This window comes from Clostridium sp. AF50-3 (assembly GCF_003477445.1).
Lineage (GTDB): Bacteria > Bacillota > Clostridia > Lachnospirales > Lachnospiraceae > Otoolea > Otoolea fessa.
The window spans coordinates 141,932-159,887 of sequence record NZ_QUDH01000007.1 but is presented as its reverse complement, the minus strand read 5'-3'; the positions used below and the strand labels follow the sequence as shown (position 1 = coordinate 159,887).

Sequence of the window (17,956 nt, the reverse complement as noted above, 5' to 3'; positions counted from 1 at the left end):
ATACTACGTGATGTGAATTGCGTAACGGGAGGACGTTATGTTATATAAAATTATTGGTGACAGCTGCATGGATTTGACGGAGGAACTGAAAGTGGATCCGCATTTTCAGATGATTCCGCTGACCCTGCAGATAGGGGATTACAAGGTAACGGATGATGAGACATTTAACCAGAAGGAGTTTCTGGCAAAGGTAAAGGCAAGTTCCGAGTGCCCGAAGACGGCGTGTCCATCGCCGGAGAGCTTCAAGGAAGCATTTGAGGGCGAGGCAGAATATATTTTCGTGGTAACGCTTTCGAACCATCTGAGCGGCTGCTACAACTCGGCGGCTTTGGCAAAACGCTTTATGAGGAAGAGAACGGAACGGACGGGAAGAAGATTGCAGTCATTGATTCCCTGTCGGCGTCGGCGGGCGAGTTAAATATTGCGCTGTTCATCCGGGATCTGTGCGAGAAAGGTCTTCCGTTTGAGGAGATCTGCAGGCAGACGGAGGCATATCGGGATTCGATGAACACGTATTTCGTCATTGAGACACTTGATTTCTTAAAGAAAAATGGCCGTCTGACCGGTTTGACGGCTTTTATCGCGTCGGCGCTGAATATCAAGCCGGTTATGGGCGCGGACAGCGGTACGATCATCAAGCTTGATCAGGCGCGCGGCATGACCCGGGCGCTCGACCGGATGGCGGAGATTGCGTGCAAAGAGGGCGGCGATACCACAAGCAAACGTCTGGTGATCGCACACTGTAATAACCCGGAACGTGCTGAGCACGTGAAAGAGATCATGTGTAAACGGGCAAACTTCCGTGAGGTAGTGATCACGAATACGGCTGGCGTTGCAACCGTATATGCGGGCGACGGCGGAATCATTATGACACTGTAGGGAGAAAGAGTGGGTGATGACAGCTGGAAAGGTGGAAAACGCCGGACAGCTGCGATTGATTGAGGAAAAATGAAGCATACATTTTTTAGTAAATGCACGAAAATGCCGTTCAGATACCGGACGGCATTTCTTTTATCCAGAATTGGAAATTTGACAATTTTGGCAGGAATGACGCTTTTGCTTGGCGGATGCCAGGCGGGAGGTTCCATATGGAAAGAGACAATCTCATTGGAGCCAAAAGACAAAACGGTATCGGAAGAAACGCTTGATCCGGAAACAGATATAGACGGGCAGGTGGAGTCAGAACAGGTAGATGGCGCGGAACTGAGGGTGGAAATGCAGGGGCAGGGTGAATCCGGCAAACTTGAGGCAGAACCGGGAGAAAATGATTCAAATGAGTGTTCGCTTCTGTTTGCCGGAGATATCTATTTTTCCAACCATGTTTTAAATGCCTACGACCGTGTGGGAGGTATCGGTGGCGTCCTCGGAGAGGGTTTGCGGGAGACGATCGCGGAGTCTGATATTTTTATGGCAAACCTGGAATTTCCGTTCAGCGACCGGGGAACACAGGCGGCGGATAAACAGTTTACGTTCCGGGTATCGCCGTCCCGCGTGTCTATTTTACAGGAGATCGGACCAGACATCGTGACGGTGGCGAACAACCATGCGCTAGATTACGGCACGGACGCACTGCTGGACACGTGCGATACGCTGGACAGTGCCGGGATTTTGCATGTTGGGGCGGGAAAAAATCTGGAAGAGGCGAAACAGCCGCAGATCATTGAGAAAAATGGAAAAAAGATTGGTTTTCTGGGCGCGTCGCGCGTCTTTCCGACGGGCGGATGGGCGGCAGGATCGTCGCATCCGGGCATGTTTTCGGCGTATGACACGGCTTCGGTCGTGCAGGAGATCCAGAAGGTAAAGAAAGAGTGTGATTATCTGGTTGTCTATGTCCACTGGGGTATCGAGCGGAACACGCAGCCAGAGGCGTACCAGCGGGAGATGGGACATCAGTACATCGACGCGGGCGCTGATCTGGTGGTTGGCAGCCATCCACATGTGCTGCAGGGGATTGAGCTGTATCATGGAAAATGGATTCTGTACAGTCTGGGAAATTTTGTGTTCGGAAGTTCGATTCCGGAGACAATGCTGGTGCAGGCGTCGCTAGATGCACAGGGAGAGACGGCGCTTTCGATTGTGCCTGCAACTTCATCTGCCGGATATACGAGAGAGCTGGATGTGGGGAAGAAAGAGGCGTTTTACGAGAAGATACAGGGGCTTTCGGACGGCGTGCAGATTGATGAGAATGGAAAAGTGCAGGTGCAGTAAAATCAATTCGTGAAATCCTGCCCCTGAAAACACCCGCTTTCCCGCAGTGCCTTGGAAAACGTATTCAAAAACGCCCGCTTATTTCCACTCCATTCCGGTGCGACCAGCAATTTTTTCGGTCCATCGCCACTGATCCGGTGGATGACCATATCGGGCGGCAGCAGGCGGATACATTCGATCAGCAGCTCAATGTATTCGTCCATTGAAAAGACCGGAAAAGGTGCCTGTTCGTAGAGCTCTGCCAGCTTCGTGCCGCGTAAAATGTGGAGAAGCTGAAGTTTGATGCCGTCGATAGCGGGCTGGAAATCGGCCAGATAGCGGACGGTATCGAGCATCTGAGCTTTCGTTTCATCAGGCAGCCCCAGAATGACATGGACGATGACGGTCAGACCGGCGGATTTCAGTTCACGGACGGCATTTTCAAAGACTGGGAGGGAATAACCGCGCTGGATGCGCGCAGCACTTTCCTCATGGATGGTCTGAAGTCCCAGTTCCACCCAGACCGGTTTTCGGCGGTTTAAGCGGGCGAGAAGCTCCAGGACATCCGGCGGCAGGCAGTCCGGGCGGGTTCCGATGGACAGGGCAGCCACGTCCGGGTGGGCGATTGCTTCGGAAAAAAGCGGCTCCAGATAGGAGACAGGCGCATAGGTATTTGTGTAGGACTGGAAATATGCGACATATTTTCCACCCTTTATTTTATTTGCGACATGCGCCTTTGCCGCTTCGATCTGTTCGGTCACGGAAGTGTGAGCCGGCTCTGCAAAATCGCCGGAACCGCCGTGGCTGCAGAAGATACAGCCGCCCGTTCCCAGCGTACCGTCCCGGTTGGGACAGGTCATGCCGCCGTCGAGCGCCAGCTTGTAGATTTTCTGCCCAAATTGGTCTTTCAGCCATGCGTTTAACGAATAGTAGGGACGACCGTCGGAGTAGCAGCGGGGCATGGAGGAATCCGGCTGTTTGCCGGAGGTGGTGGATGCAGGATGGAATGTTTCGGGTAATGATAGGTATGTTTGAGTGGTTTGCTTCATACGGACTCCTGTGTTTTACTATATAAATGAAAGCTTACCAGAACCACAGCATTTTGTAAATACACGAAAGAATATCGTATTGAGGCATTTTGAGGAAAATGATATAATACATACAAGAAGTCAGATGAAATCAAAATATCTGAAATCATAATCATATAAAGGAAACAATTGTTCACGGGTAGGCACTTTTGGAATCGAAAGTGCCGTAAGAAAACGTGGTGGCAGCAGGAATTTGCCGTATTAAAATGCGAAGCCACGGCAAATTCCGTTACTGGGCACGTATGCGTGAACAGTAACAAACAATTTGGGGAAAAGGAGAAGGGATATGTCAGTCAAAGAAACACTGAAACAGCTGGAATCTGAGAAAACGAAAGTGCTGATGGCAGAATTATACGGGGCAGAGAAAGCGGAGGAGAACCGGGCGCGTTACCGCTATGTGGCAGAGCGCTTTGAGAAAACATATGGGGAACGTGATATCAAGCTGTTTACTTCTCCGGGACGGACGGAGATCAGCGGCAACCACACCGATCACAATCATGGCAAGGTGCTGGCGGGCAGCATCAACCTGGACTGCGTCGGAGCGGCGGCACCGAACGGAACCGACACGATCCGCATATTAAGTGAGACATTTCATCAAAATTTCAGCATCCATTTAAGCGACCTGAAACCGAGCACGGGTATGAGCGGCACCATCGACCTGACAAAGGGCATTTTAAAGGGCTTTGAGGAGAGAGGATACAAGGTCGGCGGATTTGACGCATACATTACCAGCAATGTTATCAGCGCGGCGGGCGTCAGTTCTTCGGCTTCCTATGAGATGCTGATCTGCTCTATGTTAAATACGATGTTTAACGAGGAAAAGATGGATGTTGTCACCTACGCCCACATCGGAAAATATGCAGAAAACAAGTTCTGGAACAAGGCGTCGGGTCTGCTCGATCAGATGGCATGCGCGGTCGGCGGTCTGATTACGATCGATTTTAAAAATCCGGAAGCGCCGGTTGTGGAGAAGATTGATTTTGATTTCGGCGCGCAGGATCACAGCCTGATGATTGTAAATACGGGAAAAGGCCACGCGGATCTGAGCGCAGATTATTCTTCCGTTCCAAACGAGATGAAAAAAGTAGCGCAGTACTTTGGCAAAGAGGTCTGCGCGGAGATTTCCGAGGAAGAGGTGATCGCAAACCTGGCGAAAGTGCGTGCATTTGCGGGAGATCGTTCCGTGATGCGTGCGTTCCATTTCTTTGAGGAAAATAAGAGAGTGGAGCAGGAAGTAAAGGCCCTTCGGGAAAATGATTTTGCTGCCTTTTTGGAGGGAATCACAGCTTCGGGCAATTCTTCCTGGAAATGGCTTCAGAATGTATACACGACTGCAGACGTGCAGGAGCAGGGCATCAGCATTGCACTGGCGCTGACAGAGCTGTTTATTGCGAAAAAAGGACGCGGCGCGTGCCGGGTTCATGGCGGCGGATTTGCCGGTGTCATCATGGCGATGATTCCGAATGATCTGGTGGACGAGTATACAGAATACATTGAAAATGCGACCGGTAAGGGAAATGTATATCGCATGAGTATCCGTCCGCACGGCGCGATCTGTGTGAGCGATCGCATCTAAAGAAAAATTCCGGACGGAATGAAAGATGTGTCAAAAAGTGATGTGCAGAAAGAGATGCAAATAAGAAAACGGCATGGAGATTTGCATAGACAAAAGACAGGCTGTTTTGCAGATAAAACTGGGACATAGAAAGGCGGTGGAGTTTATGGGAAATAAAAATCTGATTATCACAATCGAGAGGGAGTACGGAAGCGGAGGACGTATTGTGGGACGCAAGCTGGCAGAGGAGCTGGGGCTTCATTTCTACGACGATGAGATCTTAAAGATGGCGTCGGAGAAGAGTGCGGTTGGAGAGGAATTTTTCCGTTTAGCGGATGAGAAAGCGGGAAACAACCTGCTTCACCGTCTGACTGGCGCGAAGAAGGCAGATGTGTTCGGAAAGCCGTCCCTGAAAGGCGATGTGACATCGCCGGATAACCTGTTTAAATTCCAGGCGATGGTGATGCGGGAGCTGGCAGAACAGGAACCGTGCGTATTTGTGGGCCGTGCGGCTGGCTATGTGCTGGATCAGGACGAGGAGATCGAAAATCTGGTCCGCATCTTTGTCTATGCCGACCGTGTGCGCCGCGTGCAACGCGTTATGGAAGTAGACTGCATCAGTGAAGAAAGAGCGAAGAAGCGCATCCGGAAGATTGAGAATGAGCGGAAGAATTATTATAAATATTTTACTGGAAATGACTGGAAAAACATGAAGAACTACGATCTTCCGATCAATACGACCCGCCTCGGACTGGACGAGACGGCGGAGCTGATCAAGGAATATGTGAAGCTGCGCGGGTATATGAAGTAGGGAAAAATGTAAACAACCTGTCTGTGATGCAGGCTAAAAATTTCAGTTGAAGATTGTAGGAAGCAGGGCAGATTTGGAAGATGAGAAGTGCCAGCGGATCGCCAGCTCAATCAGCTCCCAGAATGCTGGGAGAGTGATTCCGGCATTCTGAAATTTCCTTTGACGACAGTAGAATCATTACGATCTTATTACAAATTATTTACGGTTTGAAGTGGCATATTGACGGTCAAAATGGAAAAATGATACAATGATTTCAGAAAGAAAGGGGGAAAAAGCATGAGAAGTGCATCTGAATTTAGGCAAATGGCGCGTGAGACACTGCGCGGAAACTGGAAACTTGCGATGGGAACGGGATTAGCAGCGTCCCTGATCGGTGCGGAGATTGCCGATACGGCGCCAAATGGAATATCAGAGCTGCAAAAAGTGATACAGGCACGACCGGAAGTGAAGAATGTGCTGACGCAGGTATTTCCGATGCGCAGCATGCTTCTGCCCTGGGTGCTTTTGCTTATCTGGGGCTTGATGGTGGTTATTATTGGAGGTGCGGGGCAGATGGGATACGCTCGTTTCCATCTGAATCTGGCAGAGAAAAAGGAAGCGTCCTTTTCTGATTTATTTTCCCAGTTTTCGCGGATCACAGATGGCGTAGCGATGGTATTTGTGCGCGGCTTTTATATATATTGCTGGACCTGCCTGTTTTTCGTTCCGGGTTTCATAAAGACGTACAGCTATGCGATGACACCATATGTGCTGATGGAACATCCAGAATATTCCGCTAACGAGGCGATCACCGAGTCGCGCCGCCTGATGGATGGGAAAAAATGGAATTTATTCTGCCTGACCTTTAGCTTTATCGGCTGGCGGCTGATCTGCAGCATTCAATATATAATACCAGCGGTTCTTTTGTATACACAGGGAAGGCTCAGTGGTGTGACCGTGCTGTTTCTGGCAGTGCTGTTTCTGGTAGGGCTGATGGGACCGCTCAATATTGGCTATCTGTTTCTGCGCCCATATGAGGAGGCGGCATTTGCGGCATTTTATAGGGATGTGCGGGATGAGAAGAGGCAAATAGAAGAGATAGAAATGCAGGATAAGTGGAGTGAGAATGAGCCGGAGGAAAGTGAAAATGCGTGAACTCTGTCTGTACAAAAATGAAATCATTTGCATAGAACTGTGCTTGTGTAAGGATAGACGGAACAATAAAAATCTTTGAAAATCAAATTGGCGAAAGTCCAAAATAAGAATCTGCAATCAAAAATTTCCTCAGAAAGTGGTCAAAATGAAAGCTTTCTGAGGAGTTTTTTTGAGTTGTATTATTTATTTTGTTTTAGTCCATCCGTGCTTTCTCAGCCAGCAAATGTTTCTGGCAATAGAAAAATGCTGGAATCAAAAATGCATCTGCAAAGAGCCATGCGAGCGGCGAGGCGAAACAGATGATGATGTAGCCGAAGATCGGCACCAGCAGGAAGCCGACCATGGCGCGGGCGATCATTTCGCAGACACCTGCCAGGATGGCGAGCAGGCTGTAGCCCATTCCCTGAATCGTGAAACGCCATACATTGACGATTGTCAGAGGTATGTAGAACAGGGAGTTGAAGGTCAGGAACTGGTGCGCCTGATGGATTACAACTGTTTCCGAAGCATCGACGAAGAGAAGCGGAATCAAGCCGCCAAACACGGTCAGCACGATGCACGCCGCAATGGAGTAGATGCCGCCGATGAGAGTTGCGGACCGGACGCCCTGGCGGATGCGGTCTACCTTTCCGGCACCGGCGTTCTGTCCGGCGTAGGTTGCCATCGTGCCGCCCAGCGCGTCAAACGGGCAGCAGAAGAACATGCCGATCTTCTGACCTGCGGTGACGGAGGCAACTGCGATGGAACCTAGGGAGTTGATGGCAGTCTGGATGACAACCGAGCCGATCGCGGTGATCGAGTATTGGAGTCCCATCGGCACACCCATTTTGCAGAGAATGTAAATGTGTCTGCCGCTGATGCGCGTTTCCTCATGGTGCATATGCAGGATTTCAAATTTTTTCTTCATATAGATCAGGCAGAGAATACCGGATACTGCCTGAGAGATAACAGTTGCATAGGCAGCTCCGGCGGTGCCGGTTCCGATCTGTACGATGAAAAGCAGATCCAGCGCAATGTTTAAAAGGCTGGATAAAATCAGGAAATAGACCGGCGTTTTGGAGTCGCCGAGCGCACGGATGATGCCCGCCAGCGTATTGTACAGGTAGGTTGCCGGGATACCGGCGAATACGAAGAAAATGTAGCTGTACGCGCCGTCAATGATATTGTCCGGCGTCTGCATCCAGACGAGAATCTGGCGTGTCATCAGGCAGACGATCACGGTCATGATCACGGCAAAACAGGAGGCGATCCATCCGGCATTGGCGACGAAACGGCGCATGTCCTTGTAATCCTGTGCGCCGAACCGCTGTGCAACCGGAATGGAAAACCCGGTGCAGACGCCGATGACGAAACCGTTAATCATAAAGTTGATGGCGGAGGTGGAACCGACCGAAGCCAGTGCATCGACACCGAGAAATTTTCCAACAATGATCGTATCGACCATGCTGTAAAACTGCTGGAACAGAAGTCCCATCAGCATCGGAACCGCAAAGCCCAGAATCAGCTTTGCCGGGCTCCCGTTTGTCATATCTTTTATGGTAGAGCGTTGCGAAGAGCGGCTCATGGAAAAACCATCCTTTCTAAAAAACGATTATAAAACTCTGAGAGTAGATTTTATAAGAAATACATAAAATTGGCAATCCGAAAAATCACGAAAAAAAAGAAAAATAGAGGCACTTTTTTTGTGATATAGAAGCGGGCTGGTCAGCACGCGGTATTTTACAATCAGTGACATACATGGTATCATAACGGGTAGAGTGATTTTTATTTCATAGGAAATTACGTCCTATGAAACAAAAAACGCTTCGCGAGGATGCGCACTCGCGCGAAGCAGAAACATGTCGCAAGCGACTGCGCGAGACGCCCGAATGTGCCAAGGCACATTCTTTTTCATATAGAACGGAAATGAGGGTAACATACATGAAGAGACTGGCGGTGGGAATCCTGGCGCACGTAGATGCGGGGAAGACAACATTATCAGAGGCGATGCTCTATGCGGGCGGCATGATCCGCCATCTGGGGCGGGTGGACAAGGGCGATGCGTTCCTGGACACATATGAATTGGAGAAAAAGCGCGGAATCACGATTTTTTCCAAGCAGGCGCGGCTTGCATGGGATGATATGGATGTGACGCTCTTGGACACGCCGGGACATGTGGATTTTTCAGCGGAAATGGAGCGGGTGCTTCAGGTGCTGGACTATGCGGTGCTGGTCATCAGCGGTTCAGACGGCGTGCAGGGACATACAAGGACGCTGTGGCGGCTGCTGGCGCGCTACCAGATTCCGGCGTTCCTTTTTATCAATAAAATGGATCTGGCGCCGGGACGGGAACAGGAGGTCCTGCGCGACCTAAAAGAGTCGCTGGGCGGCAACTTCGTTGATTTTGGTGCGGACGGGACGGAAAGTTTCTATGAAGAGGCAGCAGTCAGCGGCGAAGCGGAATTGGAGGAATTTCTGGAGACGGGACAGGTGTCTAAAGATGCGATCCGCAGCCGGATTGCCAGCCGGGATCTGTTTCCGTGTTATTTTGGTTCGGCGCTCAAAAATACGGGCGTGGAAGATTTTATGCGCGGTTTGGAAGAATATACGCTGGAACCAGTGTATCCGGACGAATTTGGGGCGAAAATATTTAAAATTGTGCGCGACAGCCAGGGCGAACGCCTGACTTATATGAAGATCACGGGCGGCGTGCTGCATGTCAAAGACCGGATCGGCGAGGAAAAGGTAAATCAGCTCCGCTTGTATTCAGGCGATAAGTATGAGGCGGTGAGCGAGGCACCGGCGGGCATGATCTGTGCGGCGACGGGACTTTTGCACACGAAACCGGGCGAGGGGCTTGGAGTCTGTGAAATGGGCGCGGAACCGGTGTTGGAGCCGGTTTTGACGTATCGCGTCGAGCTTCCGGAGGACGTGGATGCGGCGGCGATGCTGCCGAAACTGCTTCAATTAGAGGAAGAAGAGCCGGAGCTTCATATTGTCTGGGAGGAAGAAAAAAAAGAGATTCACGCCCAGATCATGGGCGAGATCCAGATGGAGATTCTGAAAAGCCTGATTGCAGAGCGTTTTGGGGTAAATGTCCGGTTTGGCGGGCGCAGCATTGTATATAAAGAAACGATCACCGATACGGTCGAGGGTGTCGGGCATTTTGAGCCGCTCCGCCATTATGCGGAGGTACATCTGCTTCTGGAGCCGGGAGAACCGGGCAGCGGGCTGGTATTTGATACCGATTGCAGTGAAGATATTTTAAGTAAAAACTGGCAGCGGTTGGTGCTGACGCATCTGGAAGAAAAGGTACACCGGGGTGTTCTGATTGGGGCGCCGATCACGGATATGAAAATTACACTGAAATCGGGACGCGCCCATGTGAAACATACAGAAGGCGGCGATTTTCGACAGTCCGTGTACCGGGCGGTCCGTCAGGGACTGATGCAGGCGCATTCGGTGCTGTTGGAACCATTTTATGCCTTTCACCTGACGATACCGGACAAGATGGTGGGACGTGCAATGACCGATCTGGAGCGGCGGTTTGCCGTCTTTGAGGGACCGGCGCTGGAGGACGGGCAGGCAATATTAACCGGACGTGCCCCGGTATCGGCACTCGATGGATATCAGACGGAGGTGACGGCGTACACGGGCGGATTGGGACAGATGATCTGCACGCTCGATGGCTACGGACCGTGCCACAATGAAGAAGAAATCATTGCGGCAGCCGGGTATGATCCGGATGCGGATCTGGCAAACCCGAGCGGATCTGTTTTCTGTACGCACGGAGCGGGATTTGTCGTCAACTGGGATGAGGTCAAAGACTATATGCATCTGGAAAGCTGCCTGGGCGATTCCAATGGAAAACGGCGGATGGATGCGATCCCTGAGCTGGGTGCGCGCTCCTCGGATGGACAGGGCGGCGGCGCTTCGGAAGAAATGTGGATCGGAACGGACGAGGTCGATGCGATTCTCGCTCGCACCTACCATGCAAATAAAAAGGAAGACGGCGGAAAACGCCGGTGGGGCGGAAAGAGCAAACGCCCGGCGGAAACCTATGGTGCCGGAGTGTACGGAGAGACGGCGCGGAGGCAGGAAGCGGTGAGACAGAAGAGCGATTCGAAAGTCGGGACAGCTGAAACTTTGGCATCTGGAAGTGAAGGAAAATCGGGAAGTTCTGTGGCTGGAAATGCAGGAAAATTGGAACATGCAGGCAAAGCGCCGGAAAGTGGCGGAGCGGGCAGCAGAACCGGCGGCTCCAAAGGGAAAATGGCATCGGCGGTACGGGAATACTTGCTGGTAGATGGCTACAACATTATTTTCTCCTGGGACGAGTTAAATGAGCTGGCAAAGATCAACATTGACAGCGCCCGTGGTAAGTTGCTGGATATTCTATGCGATTATCAGGGAAGCCGCGGTATCGAGGTGATAGCGGTGTTCGATGCTTACCGGGTGCAGGGACACCGGACGGAGGTGACGGATTACCACAACATTCATGTAGTCTTTACGAAAGAGGCGGAGACAGCTGACCAGTACATCGAGAAATTTGCCCATGAAAATGGGCGGAAATATACGGTGATGGTAGCGACCTCCGACCGTCTGGAACAGATCATCATCCGTGGGCAGGGCTGCGGGCTGTATTCGGCGCGGGATTTTGAGGAAGAGGTAGACCGTGTGAAGAATCAGACACGTGAGCATACCAACCGACCGCATAGCGGACATAAAAATTATCTGCTGGATTCGGTGCCGGAGGAGGTGCTGCGGCAGGTGAAGAAGGACGAGTAATGTATAAAAAGCGGATTTTCGTATAGATTACTCGAAGGCATGAATCAGATCCTTCTGCATAAATTTCATCAGTTCTGCTGCCGCAGGCGACTGCATTTCCCGTACGGGGGCGGCGATGCCGATCTCAAAGGACGGGGAAGCGTCGAGCGGCAGTGTCACAACCGGTCTATCCCATGAGCTGGAAGTAGTGAAGTTTTAATGACTAAGGATGAATGGTACAGGCAGTTATTTGAGCGACTGGATAATTCAAAGTTCCGAAGCAGTTTTCATCTGAAACAGAAAGATATTGATTACATACATGAAAAAGGGTTGGATACAATCCAGAAACATGTAAAGGAATTTATTGCAAAGAGAGAAGCTCCCGCATATATAGCGAATGATGGTAAACAAACACCGATGAAAGGTCACCCAGTATTTATTGCTCAGCACGCAACGGCAACATGTTGTAGGGAGTGCATACGAAAGTGGCATAAAATGCAGCCAGGCAAGGAATTGAGTCAGGTGCAGCAGGATTACCTTGTAGATGTAATTATGACATGGATTCAACGAGAAATGGAGAGGCAGGACAAAAAATATGAGTTTGAAAAATGTATTGATCATTGTTGATAATATTGACGAATCAATTGATTTTTATGAAGAACTGTTTGGATTGCGTGTGATTACAAGGCTGGAAGGTAATGTAATAATGTCTGAGGGGCTTGTATTACAGGATGTAGATGTATGGTATGACAGTACAGAAATACCTACAACTCCACATAACAATATGACAGAACTTTATTTTGAAGATAATGATATAGAAGGTATTATTGAAAAACTGGAGTCTGGCAAGTATGTTGTAAGTTATGTTACGGAATTAATGGAACTTGAAGGTGGACAGAAGCTTGTAAGATTTTATGATCCATCAGGAAATCTTATAGAAGTACGAACACCAGTTAATCACAACTGATATGATGTGGATTTGAGGAAAAATATGCAGATATTTGTAGATGCAGATGCGTGTCCGGTAGTGGACATTGTTGAGACAATAGCAGGAAAATACAATATTTCCACCACATTGCTGTGTGATACGAATCATATTTTGTATTCTGATTACAGCGAGGTGATTGTAGTAGGTGCAGGAGCAGATGCTGTAGATTATAAGCTGATTAGTATTTGCCATAAAGGGGATGTAGTAGTATCTCAGGATTATGGTGTCGCTGCTATGGCTCTTGGAAAAGGTGCATATGCTATTCACCAATCAGGCAAGTGGTACACGAATGAGAACATAGATCAGATGCTTATGGAGCGACATCTTAACAAGAAGGCAAGGCGTAGCTCTCATAAGAATCATATGAAAGGACCGAGAAAGCGTACAGAAGAAGATGATGTACGCTTTGCACAGTCCTTTGAAAAACTTATACTGATGGCAAAGTCAAAAGAAGGTACTCAGAGTGGGACTATTTAAGAAAAAGATAGTTACAAAGACATATGATAAAGAAAATAAGAAACCAGTAATCAAAGCGAGCATATGTAATGGCGAGCAGGTTGCAGGCTTTAAGGACATTCATACAGGTAAGATAGAAGAGATTATGCTGATTAAGAACCAGGCAGACCTTGATGCATTCAAGAAAATGTATGGAATAAATGGAGAGATAGAGAAGGAATACTGATATGAATATACAGATATTTGGAACAAAGAAATGCAATGATACTAAGAAGGCGGAGCGTTTTTTCAAGGAGCGGGGCATAAAGTATCAGTTCATTGATATGAAAGAAAAAGGTATGAGCAAAGGAGAATTTAATTCAGTAGCTCAGGCAAATGGTGGATTAGAAAATATGGTTAATTGGGATGGCAAGGACAAGGATTTACTTGCTCTTATTAAGTATATCGCAGATGAAGATAAGCTCGACAAGGTGCTTGAGAATCCACAGGTAATTAAAACACCAGTAGTAAGAAACGGAAAGCAATCAACACTTGGTTATCAGCCGGATATCTGGAAAGGATGGAACTAAATGTACTTAATTAAGACTTTAATGGGAGACATAACAAAAGTAACAGAGGTGCAGGCAATCGTGAATGCAGCAAACAACTCTCTTCTTGGTGGAGGCGGTGTAGATGGTGCGATTCATAGAGCAGCAGGACCGGAGCTTCTGGCGGAGTGCAGGACACTTCACGGATGTGAGACTGGAGAAGCAAAGATAACAAAAGCCTATAATCTGCCATGTGATTATGTGATACATACTGTAGGAACGATATGGAATGGTGGAAGGAATAGAGAAGAGGAACTTCTTGCTAACTGCTATTTTAATTCCATGAAGCTGGCAATGGATAATGGAATCAGGTCTATTGCATTTCCTTCTATATCAACGGGAGTATATAGTTTTCCGGTTGAGTTGGCAGCAAAGATTGCAGTACATACAGTAAACGGGTTCTTGCAGGATAATCCGGACAGCTTTGATTTGGTGGAATGGGTGCTGTTTGATACTTATACTGAATCAGTATATGAAGCAGAGGTTGATAAGTTATATGACAAATAAAATGACAAAAGGGAGCTTTTATGTACGCTGAAAAAATAAATTATGATGATATTGAAATGTCGAGCAGGTTACGGAATATTCTCAGAAGAAATGGATTTGAGTCATTGGAAGTATTGAGAGAATATCCAAAGGAACATTTTATAAAGTTTCGTAATATGGGGCAGGCGGCACTACAGGAATTATATCAGATTTGTGAAGAGCAAGGCATAAAGCTTCATAGTGTGAGAGAATTTAAATTTTCTATTGGTTATATTTCACATCAAATTGGCGAGGAGATGATTTAGTGATTTCAAAGGTTGTATTTGAAATTAAAAATAGCATTAGAAGTTGGAGTGATCAGGAGATTTCTTTTTCTTCAAAAAATATGAGGAATGTTTCAATAATTATAAAGGATATAAAGTGTGAATTGGCTGTAGATGGAAATAGTGAAGATGACAATCTGCAGTAAATATGGATGAATTGAAACGAATTGCGATTACCTTTCACTCTTCGAAAGGACTGGAGTTTGAACAAGTAGTTTTGTTTGTGTCTGACTATAAACTGTCAAGTGAAGAAGATGTTTATAACCATTATGTTGCAGCCACAAGAGCTAAAACCAAGCTAATTTTGGTATATGTCAATGGTGATTGGAGTGCAGGCCAATTTGCAAAGAATATAAATAATATATTGGGGAAGTCTGGCTTAAAAATGAAGAATGTAGCAACTATAGTTAACTGTACCGAATGCATCAGTGATTAGGAAAAAAGGTCTCTCAATACCAAGTACGCATGGTATTGGGAGATCTTTTTCTTATAGGTGTACACGCAAAGCATTAGTTGACGCAATCCTAATCATGCTTTTATGTAAATCAGTGTATTTTACGGAATATCGTCGAAAACCTAAGTATCCTGTGGCGGCAAAAATCCAACAGCCAAACTCGGAAAATGTTGATATTTTTGCCGATGATGTGATATAATATGTAATAGATTAACGTAGTTTTGAGGATAGATTTTATGGCGGAGGATCATAGATGCGATATCTTTCAGTTGCTGAAATAGCGAAAAAGTGGGATGTGTCAGAGCGCAGTGTTAGAAATTACTGCGCCCAGGGGCGTGTGAACGGTGCGTTTCTTACCGGCAAGACATGGAACATTCCGAAAAACGCAGAAAAACCGGAGCGTATCAACAAAAGAAAAGAAGGACCAATTACTCTGTTGGATATTCTGAAAGAGCAGAAGGTAAGTAAATATTCCGGTGGAATCTACCATAAAACACAGATTGATTTGACATACAATTCCAACCATATGGAAGGAAGCCGCCTGACGCACGATCAAACCAGATATATCTTTGAAACCAACACCATTGGCGTAGAAAAAGAAGTGCTAAATGTGGATGACGTGATCGAAACAGCAAATCACTTCCGCTGCATTGACATGCTTATTGATCATGCAAAAGCAGCTCTGACGGAGAAGTTCATCAAAGAACTTCACTTGGTTTTGAAGAACGGCACCAGTGATTCCAGAAAAGATTGGTTTGCTGTTGGCGAGTATAAGAAACTCCCGAATGAAGTCGGCGGCAGGGATACAGCCCTTCCGGAAGAAGTTGCCGATAAAATGAAGGCCTTGCTGACGGAATATAGCGCTAAGGAAGAAAAGACCTTTGAAGATATTCTGGACTTCCATGTGAAGTTTGAGCGGATCCATCCGTTCCAGGACGGCAACGGCCGTGTGGGCAGATTGATCATGTTTAAAGAGTGCCTGAAATACAATATCGTTCCTTTCATCATTGAGGACGATCTGAAGATGTTCTATTACCGAGGGCTAAAGGAATGGGACAACGAAAAAGGCTATCTGACAGATACCTGCCTGACTGCACAGGATAAGTATAAAGCGTATTTGGATTATTTTAGGATTGGGTATTAAGGAAGTAACTTTTAAAATGTAAAAAACACATTCGATTTGAAGTGAATATATAGATCATAATTGCAGAATTATGTAGCGTTGCTTCATGTGTCCAGTTTTAGCTTACCACATCAGGCTGAAATCCAGAATTAAAAATTTCATACACAGAAATTATAAAACTGTGTGTGAAATTATCGATTAATTCAATTTGGATGATATAATAAAATATAAGCACCGAAGCAAATTGATTGTGTGTAGTTTTTAATAAAAAGTTGGTGAATATGTGGATAAGGAAACTCTTTCAAAACAGGTAATTATAGAAAAGGGCGGTATTGCAAAAACATCAGATTTTGTTGCAGCTGGCATACCCGCTGTTGATGTTGTGAATCTTTGTAATACCGGATACCTTGAACGCATTCGACACGGATACTATCAACTTGCCGATTGGGACACATCTTCTGAAGAACAACTTATTGCAACATTGATTCCAAAGGCAATTATTTGTGTGAAATCGGCTCTTTTTCATTATGGTTATAGTGGCTTTGCACCTCGGAAATGGTCGATTGCTGTTCCGAGATCTATGTCTCGGACAAAATTGGATGTAGATGCACTGGCTTTGCAAACGTATTATGTTCAACCAGAAATATATGAACTGGGGAGAGTAGCGGATGATTTTTCCGGGGTTAAGCTCTCCATATATGATCGAGAGCGTACGATTTGTGATTGCTTCAAATATCGTTCAAGGCTTGATCATGAAATATTTAGTAAGGCATTGAATGCTTATGCAAAGGATGAGAGGAAGAATCTGCAAAATCTTTCCATATATGCAAAAAAGCTAAGGGTGTACAAGAAAGTCAACGAATTGATGTCAGTGCTGCTGGATGGCTGATATTATTGTATCTATGCTCATGTGGTTACCTGAATTATTTAAAAATTGTTTATGAGCATCTTATATAGAGAAAATAATGATAGGAATTATGTGAAAGCGAGACGATGAGTATGTTAATGAATACGGCTGAGTATATTTCCATTATTGAAAATATTAAGAGTGAAATTACTGCGGCACAATATCGTGCGGCAGTTCATGTGAATGCAGATATGCTGCTTCTTTATTATGATATTGGTTGCGTAATCAATGAACATAAATCATGGGGAAACAAGTTTATTGATAACCTTGCAGCAGATATTCGAATTGCTTTTCCAGAAAGCAAAGGATATTCTGTTCGTAATTTGAAGTATATGGCAAAATTCGCAGAGATTTATCCAGACCGAGAATTTGTGCAACAGGTTGTTGCACAAATTCCATGGGGTCACAATATAGTTCTTCTGGATAAGGTCGCTGATATGGATGAACGTAAATGGTATATTAAAAAGTCAGCGGAAAACGGCTGGTCTCGAAATGTTCTTGTCCATCAGATTGAAAGCAACTTGTATCAGAGACAGGTTCTGGCAGATAAAGTTACAAATTTTGATCACCGCTTACCGTCTCCGCAAAGTGAACTTGCGGTGCAGACAATGAAAGACCCATATGTATTTGATTTTATTCCTTTCCGGGAAGATATGCTCGAACGGGATATTGAGCAGGCACTTGTTAGGGATGTCACCAAGCTCCTTCTGGAGCTTGGAACAGGGTTTGCATTTCTGGGAAACCAGTATCACCTGAATGTAGGCGGCGATGATTTTTACATTGATTTGTTGTTCTATAACCTGAATCTTCGCTGTTATGTAGTTATCGAATTGAAAACCGGTGATTTCAAGCCGGAATATGCTGGTCAGCTAAACTTTTATCTGTCAGCCGTGGACGGCATTTTGAAAAAAGAGCAGGATAATCCGTCCATTGGTTTGCTTCTGTGCAAAAGCAAAAATAATGTGGTCGCAGAATATTCGCTCAAAGATATTTCAAAGCCGATTGGTGTAAGCGAATACAAAATAACCAGTAGTTTGCCGGATAATCTGGAAAAGCAACTGCCATCTGTTGAAGATATTCAGAAACGGATTAAATAAACCTAAGAATATGA

Annotated in this window: 22 protein-coding genes; 19 read left to right on the top strand and 3 right to left on the bottom strand. The window is 46.6% G+C overall.

The window, feature by feature from the left end:
- Positions 1 to 37 precede the first annotated feature (37 nt).
- From DW085_RS20575 to DW085_RS10070, 3 genes are all read left to right on the top strand, one after another.
- Positions 38 to 418, top strand: coding sequence for a DegV family protein (locus DW085_RS20575; protein WP_347475055.1), 381 nt, complete (start codon positions 38 to 40; stop codon positions 416 to 418).
- Complete coding sequence (locus DW085_RS10075) at positions 310 to 879, top strand: DegV family protein (protein WP_347475061.1); 570 nt, start codon at positions 310 to 312, stop codon at positions 877 to 879. Before DW085_RS20575 ends, DW085_RS10075 begins: the two co-directional genes overlap by 109 nt.
- A gap of 69 nt (positions 880 to 948) precedes the next feature.
- Entirely contained in the window at positions 949 to 2,208 is a 1,260-nt protein-coding gene (locus DW085_RS10070; protein WP_243023788.1) for a CapA family protein, read from the top strand.
- Positions 2,209 to 2,210: 2 nt separating this feature from the next.
- Here DW085_RS10070 and DW085_RS10065 read toward each other — a convergent pair whose 3' ends face one another.
- The gene (locus tag DW085_RS10065) at positions 2,211 to 3,149 is read right to left on the bottom strand and encodes a TIGR01212 family radical SAM protein (protein ID WP_118492487.1); all 939 of its coding nucleotides are present in this window, start codon (positions 3,147 to 3,149) and stop codon (positions 2,211 to 2,213) included.
- A 412-nt stretch (positions 3,150 to 3,561) separates the two neighbouring features.
- Between DW085_RS10065 and DW085_RS10060 the strand changes: the two genes are divergently transcribed.
- From DW085_RS10060 to DW085_RS10050, 3 genes are all read left to right on the top strand, one after another.
- The gene (locus tag DW085_RS10060; protein ID WP_107001339.1) at positions 3,562 to 4,851 is read left to right on the top strand and encodes a galactokinase family protein; all 1,290 of its coding nucleotides are present in this window, start codon (positions 3,562 to 3,564) and stop codon (positions 4,849 to 4,851) included.
- A 145-nt stretch (positions 4,852 to 4,996) separates the two neighbouring features.
- Positions 4,997 to 5,641: a cytidylate kinase-like family protein gene (locus tag DW085_RS10055; protein WP_118473028.1), complete on the top strand. Its 645-nt coding sequence runs from the start codon at positions 4,997 to 4,999 to the stop codon at positions 5,639 to 5,641.
- A 276-nt stretch (positions 5,642 to 5,917) separates the two neighbouring features.
- Positions 5,918 to 6,775 (top strand): DUF975 family protein, encoded by an 858-nt coding sequence (locus DW085_RS10050; RefSeq protein WP_118492485.1) that lies wholly within the window; start codon positions 5,918 to 5,920, stop codon positions 6,773 to 6,775.
- Positions 6,776 to 6,968: 193 nt separating this feature from the next.
- On the opposite strand, the gene DW085_RS10045 is transcribed toward DW085_RS10050, so the two are convergent.
- Positions 6,969 to 8,339 (bottom strand): MATE family efflux transporter, encoded by a 1,371-nt coding sequence (locus DW085_RS10045; RefSeq protein ID WP_118492483.1) that lies wholly within the window; start codon positions 8,337 to 8,339, stop codon positions 6,969 to 6,971.
- Positions 8,340 to 8,695: 356 nt separating this feature from the next.
- Between DW085_RS10045 and DW085_RS10040 the strand changes: the two genes are divergently transcribed.
- Positions 8,696 to 11,542, top strand: coding sequence for a TetM/TetW/TetO/TetS family tetracycline resistance ribosomal protection protein (locus DW085_RS10040; RefSeq protein ID WP_118492535.1), 2,847 nt, complete (start codon positions 8,696 to 8,698; stop codon positions 11,540 to 11,542).
- Positions 11,543 to 11,569: 27 nt separating this feature from the next.
- Here the strand turns inward: DW085_RS10040 and DW085_RS20180 are convergent, their stop codons facing one another.
- Entirely contained in the window at positions 11,570 to 11,701 is a 132-nt protein-coding gene (locus tag DW085_RS20180) for a hypothetical protein (RefSeq protein WP_279221096.1), read from the bottom strand.
- Between the two features lie 39 nt (positions 11,702 to 11,740).
- On the opposite strand from DW085_RS20180, the gene DW085_RS10035 reads away from it, so the two are divergent.
- The 12 genes from DW085_RS10035 (at position 11,741) to DW085_RS09985 (ending at position 17,942) form a co-directional block, all read left to right on the top strand.
- Positions 11,741 to 12,148 carry a DUF4186 domain-containing protein gene (locus tag DW085_RS10035; protein WP_118492481.1) on the top strand — a complete coding sequence of 136 codons (408 nt, stop codon included), beginning with the start codon at positions 11,741 to 11,743 and terminating at the stop codon, positions 12,146 to 12,148.
- Positions 12,117 to 12,488, top strand: a complete 372-nt coding sequence (locus tag DW085_RS10030; RefSeq protein WP_022358968.1) for a VOC family protein — start codon at positions 12,117 to 12,119, stop codon at positions 12,486 to 12,488. The genes DW085_RS10035 and DW085_RS10030 overlap by 32 nt, the downstream gene beginning before the upstream one ends.
- Before the next feature lie 24 nt (positions 12,489 to 12,512).
- Positions 12,513 to 12,986, top strand: a complete 474-nt coding sequence (locus tag DW085_RS10025) for a YaiI/YqxD family protein (protein ID WP_118492479.1) — start codon at positions 12,513 to 12,515, stop codon at positions 12,984 to 12,986.
- Positions 12,973 to 13,191 (top strand): aspartate dehydrogenase, encoded by a 219-nt coding sequence (locus DW085_RS10020; RefSeq protein WP_118492477.1) that lies wholly within the window; start codon positions 12,973 to 12,975, stop codon positions 13,189 to 13,191. The genes DW085_RS10025 and DW085_RS10020 overlap by 14 nt, the downstream gene beginning before the upstream one ends.
- A 1-nt stretch (position 13,192) precedes the next feature.
- The gene (locus DW085_RS10015) at positions 13,193 to 13,534 is read left to right on the top strand and encodes an arsenate reductase family protein (RefSeq protein WP_118492475.1); all 342 of its coding nucleotides are present in this window, start codon (positions 13,193 to 13,195) and stop codon (positions 13,532 to 13,534) included.
- Positions 13,535 to 14,059 (top strand): O-acetyl-ADP-ribose deacetylase, encoded by a 525-nt coding sequence (locus DW085_RS10010; RefSeq protein ID WP_118492473.1) that lies wholly within the window; start codon positions 13,535 to 13,537, stop codon positions 14,057 to 14,059.
- A gap of 20 nt (positions 14,060 to 14,079) precedes the next feature.
- Entirely contained in the window at positions 14,080 to 14,343 is a 264-nt protein-coding gene (locus DW085_RS10005) for a DNA-directed RNA polymerase subunit alpha C-terminal domain-containing protein (RefSeq protein WP_118492471.1), read from the top strand.
- The gene (locus tag DW085_RS19140; RefSeq protein WP_182430852.1) at positions 14,343 to 14,507 is read left to right on the top strand and encodes a hypothetical protein; all 165 of its coding nucleotides are present in this window, start codon (positions 14,343 to 14,345) and stop codon (positions 14,505 to 14,507) included. Before DW085_RS10005 ends, DW085_RS19140 begins: the two co-directional genes overlap by 1 nt.
- Positions 14,508 to 14,509: 2 nt before the next feature.
- Positions 14,510 to 14,797, top strand: a complete 288-nt coding sequence (locus tag DW085_RS10000; protein WP_118492469.1) for an ATP-binding domain-containing protein — start codon at positions 14,510 to 14,512, stop codon at positions 14,795 to 14,797.
- 271 nt (positions 14,798 to 15,068) lie between these two features.
- Complete coding sequence (locus DW085_RS09995) at positions 15,069 to 15,959, top strand: Fic family protein (RefSeq protein WP_118492467.1); 891 nt, start codon at positions 15,069 to 15,071, stop codon at positions 15,957 to 15,959.
- 262 nt (positions 15,960 to 16,221) lie between these two features.
- Complete coding sequence (locus DW085_RS09990) at positions 16,222 to 16,827, top strand: type IV toxin-antitoxin system AbiEi family antitoxin domain-containing protein (RefSeq protein WP_118492465.1); 606 nt, start codon at positions 16,222 to 16,224, stop codon at positions 16,825 to 16,827.
- Positions 16,828 to 16,937: 110 nt separating this feature from the next.
- Positions 16,938 to 17,942: a PDDEXK nuclease domain-containing protein gene (locus DW085_RS09985; protein ID WP_333489841.1), complete on the top strand. Its 1,005-nt coding sequence runs from the start codon at positions 16,938 to 16,940 to the stop codon at positions 17,940 to 17,942.
- Positions 17,943 to 17,956: the final 14 nt, after the last annotated feature.

What these genes read in the sequence shown, in the direction of transcription:
- DW085_RS20575 (WP_347475055.1), top strand. Translation starts at nt 38, where the DNA reads ATGTTATATAAAATTATTGGTGACAGCTGCATGGATTTGACGGAGGAA.
- DW085_RS10070 (WP_243023788.1), top strand. Translation starts at nt 949, where the DNA reads ATGAAGCATACATTTTTTAGTAAATGCACGAAAATGCCGTTCAGATAC.
- DW085_RS10065 (WP_118492487.1), bottom strand. Translation starts at nt 3,149, where the DNA reads ATGCCCCGCTGCTACTCCGACGGTCGTCCCTACTATTCGTTAAACGCA.
- DW085_RS10060 (WP_107001339.1), top strand. Translation starts at nt 3,562, where the DNA reads ATGTCAGTCAAAGAAACACTGAAACAGCTGGAATCTGAGAAAACGAAA.
- DW085_RS10055 (WP_118473028.1), top strand. Translation starts at nt 4,997, where the DNA reads ATGGGAAATAAAAATCTGATTATCACAATCGAGAGGGAGTACGGAAGC.
- DW085_RS10050 (WP_118492485.1), top strand. Translation starts at nt 5,918, where the DNA reads ATGAGAAGTGCATCTGAATTTAGGCAAATGGCGCGTGAGACACTGCGC.
- DW085_RS10045 (WP_118492483.1), bottom strand. Translation starts at nt 8,339, where the DNA reads ATGAGCCGCTCTTCGCAACGCTCTACCATAAAAGATATGACAAACGGG.
- DW085_RS10040 (WP_118492535.1), top strand. Translation starts at nt 8,696, where the DNA reads ATGAAGAGACTGGCGGTGGGAATCCTGGCGCACGTAGATGCGGGGAAG.
- DW085_RS10035 (WP_118492481.1), top strand. Translation starts at nt 11,741, where the DNA reads ATGACTAAGGATGAATGGTACAGGCAGTTATTTGAGCGACTGGATAAT.
- DW085_RS10030 (WP_022358968.1), top strand. Translation starts at nt 12,117, where the DNA reads ATGAGTTTGAAAAATGTATTGATCATTGTTGATAATATTGACGAATCA.
- DW085_RS10025 (WP_118492479.1), top strand. Translation starts at nt 12,513, where the DNA reads ATGCAGATATTTGTAGATGCAGATGCGTGTCCGGTAGTGGACATTGTT.
- DW085_RS10015 (WP_118492475.1), top strand. Translation starts at nt 13,193, where the DNA reads ATGAATATACAGATATTTGGAACAAAGAAATGCAATGATACTAAGAAG.
- DW085_RS10010 (WP_118492473.1), top strand. Translation starts at nt 13,535, where the DNA reads ATGTACTTAATTAAGACTTTAATGGGAGACATAACAAAAGTAACAGAG.
- DW085_RS10005 (WP_118492471.1), top strand. Translation starts at nt 14,080, where the DNA reads ATGTACGCTGAAAAAATAAATTATGATGATATTGAAATGTCGAGCAGG.
- DW085_RS10000 (WP_118492469.1), top strand. Translation starts at nt 14,510, where the DNA reads ATGGATGAATTGAAACGAATTGCGATTACCTTTCACTCTTCGAAAGGA.
- DW085_RS09995 (WP_118492467.1), top strand. Translation starts at nt 15,069, where the DNA reads ATGCGATATCTTTCAGTTGCTGAAATAGCGAAAAAGTGGGATGTGTCA.
- DW085_RS09985 (WP_333489841.1), top strand. Translation starts at nt 16,938, where the DNA reads ATGTTAATGAATACGGCTGAGTATATTTCCATTATTGAAAATATTAAG.